The sequence below is a fragment of the Arthrobacter sp. SD76 genome (assembly GCF_049726125.1).
Classification (GTDB): domain Bacteria; phylum Actinomycetota; class Actinomycetes; order Actinomycetales; family Micrococcaceae; genus Arthrobacter; species Arthrobacter nitrophenolicus.
On sequence record NZ_JBNBLR010000001.1, the window covers coordinates 1,196,225 to 1,208,111 of the forward strand.

Sequence of the window (11,887 nt, forward strand, 5' to 3'; positions counted from 1 at the left end):
AAAGAGATGACAACTCCAGACGTCCGCATCGAAGAAGCCGGGACCACGGGCACCAGGCCGCTGCTGGAAATCCGCGACCTCGCCATCACGTTCAAGACCAGCGGCGGTGAAGTCCAGGCTGTCCGCGACGCGCACCTGACCATCATGCCGGGCGAGACGGTGGCAATCGTGGGGGAGTCCGGCTCCGGCAAGTCGACCACCGCGCTGGCGGCGATTGGACTGCTGCCCAACAACGGGCGGGTCTCCGGCGGCCAGATCCTGCTCGACGGCGAGGACATTGCCCATGCCAGCGAGCAGCGCATGATCGAGTTGCGCGGCAACACCATCGGCATGGTTCCGCAGGACCCCATGTCCAACCTGAACCCCGTATGGAAGATCGGCTACCAGGTCCGCGAGACGCTCCGTGCGAACGGACGGCCCAGCGGACCTGATGACATCGCCAAGGTGCTGGCCGAGGCCGGCCTGCCGGACGCCAAGCGGCGTGCGAACCAGTACCCGCACGAGTTCTCCGGCGGCATGCGGCAGCGCGCCCTGATTGCCATCGGACTCTCGTGCCAGCCGCGCCTGCTGATCGCCGACGAGCCGACGTCCGCCCTGGACGTCACCGTGCAGCGCCAGATCCTGGACCACCTTGAAACCATGACCAGCGAACTGGGCACCTCGGTGCTGCTCATCACCCATGACCTGGGGTTGGCAGCCGAACGGGCCGACAAGGTCGTGGTGATGTACCAGGGCCGGGTGGTGGAGGCAGGTCCGTCGCTGGAGCTGCTGCGCAACCCGCGGCACCCCTACACCAAGAGGCTGGTGGAGTCCGCTCCGTCGCTGGCCAGCCGCCGCATCCAGGCGGCCAAGGAACAGGGCGTGGAGACGGCGGACCTGCTGGCTCCGGCTGCAGAACCGGCGGCTGCGGACAACGTTCTGGAGATCCAGGACCTGCGGAAGGTCTATAAGCTCCGGCAGGGGCTGGGGAAGTCAACGGACTTCGCGGCCGTTGACGGCGTCAGCTTCAACGTCCAGCGCGGAACCACGACGGCGATCGTGGGGGAGTCCGGGTCGGGGAAGTCCACGGTGGCGAAGATGGTGTTGCAGCTGGAAAAGCCCACGGACGGCCGGATCCTGTTCGACGGCGTGGACACCTCGAAGCTTAAGGCAGCAGAGCTGTTCAAGTTCCGTCGCCGGGTTCAGCCGATCTTCCAGGACCCCTATGGCTCCCTGGACCCGATGTACAACATCTTCCGCACCATCGAGGAGCCGTTGCGGGTCCACAAGATTGGCAACAGTGCGAGCCGGGAGAAGAAGGTCCGGGAGCTGCTGGACCAGGTGGCACTGCCACAGTCCGCCATGCAGCGGTACCCGAACGAGCTCTCTGGCGGGCAGCGGCAGCGTGTTGCCATTGCCCGTGCCCTGGCGCTGGACCCCGAAGTCATCATCTGTGACGAAGCGGTGTCCGCCCTGGACGTGCTGGTCCAGGCGCAGGTCCTGAACCTGCTGGCGGACCTGCAGTCGAACCTGGGGCTGACCTACCTGTTCATCACCCATGACCTCGCCGTGGTCCGCCAGATCGCGGACCACGTGTGCGTCATGGAAAAGGGACGCCTGGTGGAAACCGGCTCCACAGATGAGGTCTTCGAATCGCCGCGGGAGGACTACACCAAGGCCCTCCTCAATGCCATCCCGGGCGCGAAGCTGATGCTGCCGCCTGAAGCGGCGTAGCCGCGGCATCACCTACAACGGTTGGAGCCGGTGCCTTCCAGGCGCCGGCTCCAGCCGTTTTGCATGCCTTGAGCTGTCAGTCCTGTGATTCGCCTGGGGCTCCGGCGGCCAGTACTGCGCCCGTATCCGGGGCCTGCGTCCTTTCGAGCCCCAGGTCGCGCAGCCGCTGCTCCAGCAGGGAGCCCAGCGCCCTGCGCCCGGACGGGTTCATGTGGACGGCGTCCGCGAGGTCCTTGGCCAGGCCGTACCGGGTCAGCCAGTCGCCCACCGACACAAACGGCAGCCCGCGCTCTGCCGCCACCGACCCCAGCAGGGTGTCCACGTCCGTGCGGCGCCCTCCGCCGTCGTCCTTGCTGCGCGCCAGCGTACCGATCATTGCCATCCGGGTGCCGGGATAGCGGGCCTGCAGTTCCCCGATCAGGCTTTCCGCATTGGTGGTGATCTGCCGGTCGGTGGCGCCGCTGGCGGCGTCATTGCCGCCACCTTGGATGACGATCAGGGCAGGTGTCCCGGAAGGAAGCAGCCAGTCACCGTCGCGGAGGGCCTCAATGTAGTTGCCGGTGCTGCCGTTGGCGGAGACGAACCCGGTGCCGCCGCGTCCGCAGAAGTAGACCTTGTACCCGGCTGCCGTCAGAGCCTGGCGGGGCCATCCGTCGAGGGGTTCCGACTGGGAGTCGCCGATCAGGAGTGCCGTCCGGCTGATGTCCGGGACCACCGCCTCGAGCCGGCCGTTGGCAGGATTCCGGACCCTGGAGCCCGTAGCCGGTGCTTCGGCGGCTGCCGCGTGGCCTGGGGCGGCCGCGGCCTGGACGGCAGGCGCTGCCGGGGAAGGGGCCGGCAAGGTGCATCCCGCTAAGGAAACCAAGGCGCACAGTGCAACGACGGCGGCGGCTCCGAAGGTGCCAAGGCTGCCGCCTGCCAAGGCTCTATTCATATGAAGTCTCCGGGCCTGCTCAGTGCGTCGTTGCGTGGTGTCAGAGTAATCATGTGGCATGCCGGAACGGTTGGCCAGTGATTTTGCTCACTTTTTTTCCGGCGTGGCGGAGATGCGGCTGCAGGGCAAGCCATCGGAACCCCTGATTTTTAGGCCAATAAATGCCAGTGCCGGTAAGATGGGGGAAGGCGCCCTGTGCAAAGGGCCTGATCCGTCGTGCGTTCCGGTTAGGAATTGGCGCGATACAACAGCTGACTCCACTGAATCGAGCCATTACGCATGTCTGAAACCACCACCAACACCGCGGTAGCCACTGCATCGCGCAGTGACCTGCGCAACGTCGCGATCGTGGCCCACGTTGACCACGGCAAGACCACCCTGGTCGACGCCATGCTCAAGCAGACCAACTCCTTCGCCGAGCACAACCACCTCGAAGACCGCGTGATGGACTCCGGTGACCTTGAGCGCGAAAAGGGCATCACCATCCTGGCTAAGAACACCACGGTGGCCTACAACGGTCCGTCCTCCAACGGCGAGACCATCACCATCAACGTGATCGACACCCCGGGCCACGCCGACTTCGGCGGCGAGGTGGAGCGCGGCCTGTCCATGGTTGACGGCGTGGTGCTGCTGGTGGACTCCTCGGAAGGACCCCTGCCGCAGACCCGCTTCGTGCTGCGCAAGGCACTGGCCGCGCACCTGCCGGTCATCCTGCTGGTCAACAAGACCGACCGGCCCGACGCCCGCATCGACGAAGTGGTCCACGAGTCCATGGACCTGCTCCTGGGCCTCGCCTCCGACCTCGCCGACGAGGTGCCGGACCTGGACCTGGACAAGGTCCTCGAAGTGCCGGTCGTCTACGCCGCCGCAAAGGTTGGCCGGGCTTCCTTGGAGCAGCCCGCCAACGGCTCCGCTCCGGACAACGAGGACCTGGAACCGCTGTTCAAGGCCATCATTGAGCACATTCCTGCACCCACGTACAACCCTGAAGGTGTGCTGCAGGCGCACGTCACCAATCTGGACGCCTCCCCGTTCCTGGGCCGCCTCGCCCTGCTCCGCATTTACAACGGAACGCTCCGCAAGGGCCAGCAGGTTGCCTGGGCCCGCCAGAACGGCGAGCTGAAGACCGTGAAGATCACGGAACTCCTGGCCACCAAGGCCCTGGAGCGCGTTCCTGCCGAATCCGCAGGCCCCGGTGAGATCGTCGCCGTCGCCGGCATCGAGGACATCACCATCGGTGAGACCCTGACCGACGTCGAAAACCCGCAGCCGCTGCCGCTGATCACCGTCGACGATCCCGCGATCTCCATGACCATCGGTATCAACACCTCGCCGCTCGCCGGCAAGGTCAAGGGCGCCAAGGTGACTGCCCGCCAGGTGAAGGACCGCCTGGACAAGGAGCTGATCGGTAACGTCTCCATCAAGGTGCTCCCCACCGAGCGTCCGGATGCCTGGGAAGTGCAGGGCCGTGGTGAGCTCGCCCTCGCCATCCTGGTGGAGCAGATGCGCCGTGAAGGTTTCGAGCTGACTGTCGGCAAGCCGCAGGTTGTCACCAAGACCATCGACGGCAAGATCCACGAGCCGATGGAACACATGACCATCGACGTGCCGGAAGAGTACCTCGGCGCGGTGACGCAGCTGATGGCAGCCCGGAAGGGCCGCATGACCAACATGGCCAACCACGGCACCGGCTGGTGCCGCATGGAGTTCATCGTTCCGGCCCGTGGCCTGATCGGTTTCCGCACCAGTTCCTCACCGATACCCGCGGTGCCGGAATTGCGGCTTCCATTTCCGAAGGCTACGAGCCGTGGGCCGGCCCCATCGAGTACCGCACCAACGGTTCCATGGTTGCCGACCGCGCAGGTGTTGTGACCCCGTTCGCCATGATCAACCTGCAGGAACGCGGCTCGTTCTTCGTCAAGCCCACCTCCGAGGTGTACGAGGGCATGATTGTTGGCGAGAACTCCCGCGCCGATGACATGGACGTGAACATCACCAAGGAAAAGAAGCTCACCAACATGCGTGCCGCTTCTTCCGATACCTTCGAGAACCTGACGCCGCCGCGCGAGCTCACCCTCGAAGAGTCGCTGGAATTCGCCCGCGAGGACGAGTGCGTGGAGGTGACCCCGGAAGCCATCCGCATCCGCAAGGTCATCCTGGACACCAACGAGCGTGCCAAGGCAAACCGCGCCCGCGCCAAGGCGTAGCAAGACCGCAGTTCCCGAAGAAAGCCACCGGCAACTTGCCGGTGGCTTTCTTCATACCGCTGTGCGGAGTGAAACGGGCCCTTGGGCCGCAGCGGAAGTCCCGGCGCATCGAGCTTCGCCGGCCCTGCGCCCTGCCGCTTTCCACATAGGCGTGGCTCCCGCTGCGTCCGGGAGGCCGGAACCGGCAGCATGCACCCATGAGAACTGTTACCGATGTCTTGGCGGCGATGGGCGGAGTGGGCAGCACCAGCAACCTCAGGCAAGCCGGTGTCCCGCGCGGGAGCATTGAAGCGGGCGTGCTGGATGCTTCCGTTCAGAGGATCGCGCGCGGTGTTTACGCGCTGCCCGATGCCGACCCGCTGCTCGTCCATGCCGCCCGCCATCACGCCGTGCCGGCGTGCGTCACCGCTGCTGCGGCGGCGGGTTTGTGGGTGGTCAGCACGCCCGACGTGCCGCATCTTGCCGCGCGGCACGGACGTAGGATCCCCGGCTGCGTGGTTAATGGGGCAGTGTTCCGCCTACGTACCTGGACGTTGTGTGCCAGGCGCTGCGCTGCCTGCCGCCGCTGGACGGACTGGTCGTTGCAGAATCCGCCGTCAAGAAGGGGCTGATTCAGCTGCCGGTCCTGCGGGAACGCTTCCCGGCCCTGCGGGAAAAGTCAATCCTCAGCCTGGTGGCCAGAATCAGGCCCCAATCCGGCTCCATTATCGAGACGATGGCCCGCTATCTGTTGGAAGAGGCGGGCCTGACGGTCGAGATGCAGGTAAAGATTCCCGGTATGGGCCACCTGGACCTCCTGGTCGATGGCCTCCTGGGGATCGAAACCGACGGCTTTGACCACCACAGCAGCCGGTCTGCATACCGCGAGGACAGGAGGCGGTGGAACGTCACTGTCGTCCGCGGCGTCCCCACGCTGCGTGTGACCTTTGAGATGCTTGCCGGCAAGCCGCAGGAGTTCGTGCTGATGGTGCAGCGGGCACTTGCCACCTACCGCAGTGCGCAGTGACAGCGGGCATCGGCGCGCAGTGGACGTCCCGGCGCAGTGAGAGATACCCTAGCCGCGCGGCCGGCGGCGTTCGGGCGCCGGGGGAACCTGCTTGGCCGCCACCACAAGGCCAAGGGGAATTACGACGTCGGCCTGCCGGGTTCGGATGGTGCAGGCACCGGCGTCGCAGGAGACGCAGGTGGCCCAGGGCGTCCGTGAGGCCGTCCTCGAACCGGTAGCGGACCACCACCCGTGTTCCGGGTTTGGCTGCGGCAAGGAACCCTGCGGGGGTAGGCGGCTGACTCACCAGTTCATACTAGGGGTGCCGGCTAGGTTCGCGGGAACGGGCTGGGAGATAATCGGCTCAGATGTCAAGAGTCCGGCCGCAGCTGCCGGATGCAAGAACCGGCGGGTCGCCGGAACCAACGTGGAGAGGCCAGGGACGTGACGTACGTAATCGCGCAGCCGTGTGTGGATGTCAAGGACAAGGCATGTATCGAAGAATGCCCCGTCGACTGCATCTATGAAGGTGAGCGTTCGCTGTACATCCATCCGGACGAATGCGTCGACTGCGGCGCCTGCGAGCCCGTATGCCCGGTTGAGGCGATCTACTACGAGGATGACACTCCGGACGAGTGGGCAGACTACTACAAGGCCAACGTCGAGTTCTTCGACGACCTCGGTTCACCGGGTGGTGCCGCCAAGATCGGCAACACCGGCAAGGACCACCCGATGATCGCCGCCCTGCCGCCGCAGAACCAAGACCACTGACGCCCGCGGGAAGATGACTGCAGCAGTGAATTCGTTCGGCCTTGACCTGCCCGATTACCCGTGGGAGGCCATGGCGCCGTACCTCGCGAAGGCCTCGGAGCATCCTGGCGGAGTGGTGAACCTGTCCATCGGGACACCGGTGGATCCCACCCCGGCACTGATCCAGGATGCGCTGAAGGCCGCTGCTGACGCACCGGGATACCCCACCGTGCACGGCACACCCGCACTCCGCGAGGCCATCGCGGGCTGGTTCGAGCGCCGACGGGGAGTGGCCGGGCTGGACCCCGCAACATCATGCCCACGGTCGGTTCCAAGGAACTGGTCGCGTGGCTGCCGCTGCTGCTGGGCCTGAAGCCGGGGGACGTCGTCGTACGCCCCAAGGTGGCGTATCCGACGTACGATATCGGCGCAACGCTGGCAGGGGCCACCTCTGTTGCGACGGACAACCTGGACGAGCTCGACGACGCCACGCGCTCCCGGGTGCGCCTGATCTGGGTCAATTCCCAGGAAACCCCACCGGCAGCGTCCGCGACGCCGACTCCCTGAAAGCCCTCGTTGTGCAGGCCCGGGAACTGGGTGCGGTGGTGGCGTCCGATGAATGCTACGCCGAACTGGGCTGGGGAACCTGGGACGTCCAGCGCGGCGGCCAGCGCGTCCCCAGTATCCTGGATCCGCGGGTTGCCGGCGGATCGCACCAGGGCCTGCTCGCCGTTTATTCGCTCAGCAAGCAGTCCAACCTCGCAGGCTACCGCGCCGCCTTCGTGGCCGGCGATCAGGACCTGATGCCCAACCTCGTCAACAGCCGCAAGCACGCCGGCATGATCGTTCCCTATCCCGTGCAGGAGGCCATGCGCGTGGCGCTGGGAGACGACACGCACGTCGAGGCGCAGAAGGACCTTTACCGCGGACGCCGGGAGCGACTGGTTCCTGCGCTCCTGGACTTCGGCCTGGAGATCAAGGATTCCGACGCCGGCCTGTACCTCTGGTCCACGGCGGGGGAGAACACCTGGGACACCGTGGCCCGGCTGGCGGAGCGCGGCATCGTGGTGGGCCCCGGGGTCTTCTACGGCGAGTCCGGCAACGGCTATGTCCGGGTTGCCCTGACGGGAACCGACGAGCGGATCGACGCTGCGGTGGACCGCCTCCGCTAAGCCGGAGGCGCACGCACCCCCGTAACAATCGTGTGACTCGCGCCACATCGCGGGCATTTCAGGGGGAATCAGGCTGTCTCGAATTAGTGACACCCGCCAAGGGGCGGTCTTTTTAACTGATCAATGGTGGCTTTCTACAAGAAGGCAGCCCGGGTGTTGGAACCTGTGTCCTCAGGGTCAGTGCGCGGCTCACCTGATATTGGATCAAGCTTTCGACAGAGGCCCAGACGCCTCATGAAGGGGACTCCATGACTGAGACCAACAACGCTGCGACCCTGCTGCACGCAGGTGGGGAGCTCAAGCTCCCGCGCATCCCGGTTATTGAAGGAAACGAAGGCTACGACGTTTCCAAGCTGCTGAAGCAGACGGGCGCAGTCACCTTTGACCCCGGCTTCATGAACACCGCGGCAACCACCTCGGCCATCACCTACATCGATGGCGATGCGGGCATCCTGCGCTACCGCGGGTACCCCATCGAGCAGCTGGCACAGCACTCCAGCTTCCTTGAGGTGTCCTACCTGCTGATCTACGGCAACCTGCCTACGCCCACGGAACTGGATGAGTTCGACCAGAAGATCCGGCGCCATACCCTGCTCCACGAGGAGCTGAAGGGCTTCTTCGGCGGCTTCCCCCGCGATGCGCACCCGATGCCCGTCCTGTCCTCCGCAGTGTCCGCGCTGTCCACGTTCTACCAGGACTCGCTGGACCCGTTCAACGCCGAGCAGGTGGAAGTTTCCACCATCCGGCTCATGGCCAAGCTGCCGGTCATCGCCGCCTATGCGCACAAGAAGTCCATCGGCCAGCCCATGCTGTACCCGGACAACTCCCACAACCTCGTGGAGAACTTCCTGCGCCTGAGCTTCGGCCTGCCGGCCGAGCACTACGAAGTCGATCCGATCGTGGCCAAGGCCCTGGACCTGCTGCTCATCCTGCACGCGGACCACGAGCAGAACTGCTCCACCTCCACCGTGCGCCTGGTGGGCTCCTCCAACGCCAACCTCTTCGCCTCTGTCTCCGCAGGCATCAACGCCCTCTTCGGCCCGGCCCACGGCGGCGCCAACGAAGCTGTGCTGAAAATGCTCCGGCAGATCCAGGCCGAGGGCCTCAAGCCCGAGGACTACATGGAGAAGGTCAAGAACAAGGAGGACGGCGTCCGCCTCATGGGCTTCGGGCACCGTGTCTACAAGAACTACGATCCGCGCGCCAAGATCGTCAAGGCCACCGCGCACGAGATCCTCGAGAAGCTCGGCGGCAACGACGAACTGCTGGACATCGCCCTCCGCCTGGAAGAGAAGGCGCTCAACGATGACTACTTCATCCAGCGCAAGCTCTACCCGAACGTGGACTTCTACACCGGCCTGATCTACAAGGCCATGGGCTTCCCGGAGAAGATGTTCACCGTGCTGTTCGCAATCGGACGCCTCCCCGGCTGGATCGCCCAGTGGCGTGAAATGATCAGCGACCCCAACACGAAGATCGGCCGTCCGCGCCAGCTCTACATCGGCGAACCGGCCGGGACTACCCGGCACGCTAACGCACCGGCCAGGTCCGGATAGTACGACGGCGGCCGCCCACCTTTCCAAGGTGGGCGGCCGTTTGCGTGGTGCCATCGGTGATCGGGCTTGTCGAGATGCAGGGTTTCGACAGGCTCAACCACCGGTCCGATCAGTTGTTGTAGCCGTTGGGGTTGTTTTTTTTGCCAGCGCCAGTGGTCTTCGCACATTTCGTCGATGGTTTTGGTGGTGGACCAGCTGAGGTCGGCGAGGGCGGAGGTGGCGTCTGCCCAGAAGGCGGGCAGGTCTCCGGCGCGGCGGGCGGTGATTTCGTAGGGGATGGGTTTGCCGACTGCTTTTTCGAAGGAGTGCAGGACTTCCAGGACGGAGGAGCCTTTGCCGGAGCCGAGGTTCCAGCGGAAGACGCCGGCGCGGGCTGTGACGTGGTCCAGGGCTGCGACGTGGCCTTGGGCGAGGTCGACGACGTGGATGTAGTCGCGCAGGCAGGTCCCGTCGGGGGTGTCGTAGTCGCCGCCGAAGACCAGAAGTTTTTCGCGTCGGCCGACGGCGACCTGGGCGATGAACGGGACGAGGTTGTTGGGGATGCCCTGGGGGTCTTCGCCGATCCGGCCGGAGGGGTGGGCGCCGACGGGGTTGAAGTAGCGCAGCAGTGCTATGTGCCAGCGGGGGTCTGCGGCGCCGAGGTCGGAGAGGATGTCTTCGATTTGTTCTTTGGTGCGGCCGTAGGGGTTGTTGGCGCCGATTTCCATTTTTTCGACGTAGGGGATGGGGTTGTGTTCGCCGTAGACGGTGGCGGAGGAGCTGAAGACGATGGAGCGGACGTCGTGCCGGTCCATGACGCGGATCAGGTTCAGGGTGCCGACCAGGTTGTTGTAGTAGTACTTCAGCGGTTCCTGGACTGATTCGCCGACGGCTTTGAGGCCGGCGAAGTGGATGACGGCGTCGATGGCGCTGGCGGCGAAGACGCGTTCGACGGCGGTTTCGTCCACCAGGTCCACGTGGTGGAACTCGGTGGCCTTGCCGCTGAGTTCGGCCACCCGGCGCAGGGACTCTTCGCTGGAGTTGGCCAGGTTGTCGAGGACCACCACGTCATGGCCGGCTTCCTGCAGGGAAAGAACAGTGTGGGAACCGATGTAACCGGTGCCCCCGGTAACCAGAATCTTCATGCCTCCACGCTATCCCACGGGGCACGCTGCCACCGTCGCGTTCCGGATGCCGGGCAGGCCACGCGCGGCCGTGATGGAAGCACAAGTGTGCTAAATAAGAGGGGTGCCTAAAATTGTTGACGCCCATGCCCGCCGCCAGGAAGTAGTGGAAGCGGTCCTGCGCATCATCGCAGTGGACGGGCTGGAACGGGCGTCGCTGCGCGAAGTCGCGGACGAGGCCGGCCTGGCAGTCGGCTCCGTCCGGCACTACTTCGCGAACAGTGACGAACTGCTGGCCTACTCCTTCGCCACGGTGGTGGACCGCATCGTGGCGCGGCTGCGGGACGGCATGCACCACCTCGCGGCTGCGGCGCATGGCAGCAGCGGGCAGCGTGCGGCGGTACTGGCCCTGCTGGGTGGCGCCCTGCCCCTGGACGAGGCGCGGGCACTCGACGTTTGTGCCTGGCTGGCCTTCCGCAACGCCGCCAGGATCCGGCCCTTCCTCGCGCCGGTCGCGGACCGGAGCCACCGGGAAGTGGCCGCCATCATTGGCCAAGTGGTGGCCACCCTGGTGCCGGCGGAGGAAGCGGAGGACAACGTGGTGCTGGAAGCCGAACGGCTGCTGGCCACCCTCGACGGGCTGTGCCTGCACGCCCTGCTCCACCCCGGGTGGATCACCTCGGAGATGGTCGACGGCGTTTTGGAGCGGCACCTTAACGGGTTGGGAGCCCGGGGGCGTTAACGTGGGCAGGGAGCGGGAATAGACTGATAGCCGGGGGAGGGCGCAGAACCGGATCACCAGACCCGGCAGAGGCGCGTCAGGGAAGGGATTAGGGATGCATCAGGCAACGGGTACAGGCTGGCAGATCACCACGGACACGTCCGGGCCTATGATGATCGCCCTGTACGTCCGCGACACCGCTGGACTGAACGGCGCCGGCCACCCGGCACTGTCCCATGCCTCACCCAAGATTCGCCCCGCCGACCACACACACCTTACGGCCGACGTCGGCGGCCTCAGCGCGCTCAAGACAGAGTGGGAGGCGTGGTGGGAGCAGCTCCTCAAGGCCCACCCCCAGACCTCGCCCGAACTCACGCCACCCGACTTCGCTGCGTTCGGCAACTCACCGGCACTCCAGCGCGTCCTGCAGGCCCACTTCGGCGCAGCCCTCACCTGGGCCCGTGAACGGCGGAGCGAATACGCGGAGCTGGAGGCGGAGCGGGTTGCCAGCGGAACCAACCAGCTGCTGGAGGACATGGTGGATGACCGGCTCCTGGAGGTGGGCCGGGATTCGCGTGATTTCACGCTGACCATCATTGAACTGCCGCTCAACGAGGACCGCGCGTGGTACCTGGAACCGGACAAGATCATCATGAGCCGTAAACTCATGAGCCAGCCGGAGCTCTTCCGCAGCTACGTGCAGCCCGTCGTCGAAATCCTCGTCTAGCCGGTGCGGCCGGAGTTCA

At 65.6% G+C, this 11,887-nt stretch carries 7 protein-coding genes and 4 pseudogenes; 8 read left to right on the plus strand and 3 right to left on the minus strand.

What is annotated here, in order from left to right; translation table 11 throughout:
• The first annotated feature begins 6 nt into the window (after nucleotides 1-6).
• Nucleotides 7-1,713, plus strand: coding sequence for a dipeptide ABC transporter ATP-binding protein (locus tag ACPEE0_RS05950; protein ID WP_424574145.1), 1,707 nt, complete (start codon nucleotides 7-9; stop codon nucleotides 1,711-1,713).
• A gap of 76 nt (nucleotides 1,714-1,789) precedes the next feature.
• On the opposite strand, the gene ACPEE0_RS05955 is transcribed toward ACPEE0_RS05950, so the two are convergent.
• Nucleotides 1,790-2,554: an SGNH/GDSL hydrolase family protein gene (locus tag ACPEE0_RS05955; RefSeq protein ID WP_338058377.1), complete on the minus strand. Its 765-nt coding sequence runs from the start codon at nucleotides 2,552-2,554 to the stop codon at nucleotides 1,790-1,792.
• 372 nt (nucleotides 2,555-2,926) lie between these two features.
• Between ACPEE0_RS05955 and typA the strand changes: the two are divergent.
• Nucleotides 2,927-4,854: pseudogene (typA, locus tag ACPEE0_RS05960) on the plus strand (translational GTPase TypA).
• A gap of 535 nt (nucleotides 4,855-5,389) precedes the next feature.
• On the plus strand, nucleotides 5,390-5,860 hold the full coding sequence (locus ACPEE0_RS05965) for a hypothetical protein (protein ID WP_424574146.1): 471 nt from the start codon (nucleotides 5,390-5,392) through the stop codon (nucleotides 5,858-5,860).
• Between the two features lie 48 nt (nucleotides 5,861-5,908).
• Here the strand turns inward: ACPEE0_RS05965 and ACPEE0_RS05970 are convergent, their stop codons facing one another.
• Entirely contained in the window at nucleotides 5,909-6,115 is a 207-nt protein-coding gene (locus tag ACPEE0_RS05970) for a hypothetical protein (protein WP_424574147.1), read from the minus strand.
• Between the two features lie 168 nt (nucleotides 6,116-6,283).
• Here ACPEE0_RS05970 and fdxA point away from each other — a divergent pair, with 168 nt between their 5' ends.
• From fdxA to ACPEE0_RS05985, 3 genes and pseudogenes are all read left to right on the plus strand, one after another.
• A complete protein-coding gene (gene fdxA, locus ACPEE0_RS05975; protein WP_009356972.1) occupies nucleotides 6,284-6,610 on the plus strand; it encodes a ferredoxin in 327 nt (108 codons plus the stop codon).
• A gap of 13 nt (nucleotides 6,611-6,623) precedes the next feature.
• Nucleotides 6,624-7,761 (plus strand): annotated as a pseudogene (gene dapC / locus ACPEE0_RS05980) (succinyldiaminopimelate transaminase).
• Nucleotides 7,762-8,009: 248 nt separating this feature from the next.
• Nucleotides 8,010-9,295: pseudogene (locus ACPEE0_RS05985) on the plus strand (citrate synthase).
• A gap of 131 nt (nucleotides 9,296-9,426) precedes the next feature.
• On the opposite strand, the pseudogene galE reads toward ACPEE0_RS05985, so the two are convergent.
• Nucleotides 9,427-10,441 (minus strand): annotated as a pseudogene (gene galE / locus ACPEE0_RS05990) (UDP-glucose 4-epimerase GalE).
• Nucleotides 10,442-10,544: 103 nt separating this feature from the next.
• Between galE and ACPEE0_RS05995 the strand changes: the two are divergent.
• A complete protein-coding gene (locus ACPEE0_RS05995) occupies nucleotides 10,545-11,162 on the plus strand; it encodes a TetR/AcrR family transcriptional regulator (RefSeq protein WP_035752580.1) in 618 nt (205 codons plus the stop codon).
• 94 nt (nucleotides 11,163-11,256) lie between these two features.
• Nucleotides 11,257-11,868, plus strand: coding sequence for a hypothetical protein (locus ACPEE0_RS06000; protein WP_009357728.1), 612 nt, complete (start codon nucleotides 11,257-11,259; stop codon nucleotides 11,866-11,868).
• The last annotated feature ends 19 nt before the right edge of the window (nucleotides 11,869-11,887 follow it).

Excerpts from the sequence above, each read along its gene's own strand:
- ACPEE0_RS05950 (WP_424574145.1), top strand. The coding sequence starts at position 7 with ATGACAACTCCAGACGTCCGCATCGAAGAAGCCGGGACCACGGGCACC.
- ACPEE0_RS06000 (WP_009357728.1), top strand. The coding sequence starts at position 11,257 with ATGCATCAGGCAACGGGTACAGGCTGGCAGATCACCACGGACACGTCC.